The organism is Gilliamella sp. B14384G12, from assembly GCF_016101825.1.
Taxonomy (GTDB): domain Bacteria; phylum Pseudomonadota; class Gammaproteobacteria; order Enterobacterales; family Orbaceae; genus Gilliamella; species Gilliamella apicola_N.
The window spans coordinates 1-292 of sequence record NZ_JACFPU010000070.1 but is presented as its reverse complement, the minus strand read 5'-3'; the positions used below and the strand labels follow the sequence as shown (position 1 = coordinate 292).

The 292-nt window shown below is 35.3% G+C and carries 1 pseudogene; it reads right to left on the bottom strand.

Features of this window, described 5'->3' with window-relative positions:
* Nucleotides 1–69: 69 nt before the first annotated feature.
* Nucleotides 70–292 (bottom strand): annotated as a pseudogene (locus H3S73_RS13695) (helix-turn-helix domain-containing protein); the annotation flags it as partial.

The window sequence follows — 292 nt, the reverse complement described above, 5'->3', positions numbered from 1 at the left end:
CACTTTTTGCCAGTTTTGTTGCTGATAGCAAATGTCTTAAGGAATACTGATATTTAAGAGCTAAAACAACTAACGTTTTTTCTTTATTTGTTGTCGTTTTGCTTGCTTCAGCTCTTCTAACTTTTTTAGAACAGCATTTTCTGCTCGTAGATAAGCTATTTCCTCTTTTAATGCTTCAATTGTTTTTTCATCATCACTGTGAGTTCGTTCAATACGGGGTTGCTTCATACAGGGTTTTCCTCTGGAACGATATTCAAGCCCTCGGAAACCTTTTTTATGATATCTATCAAGC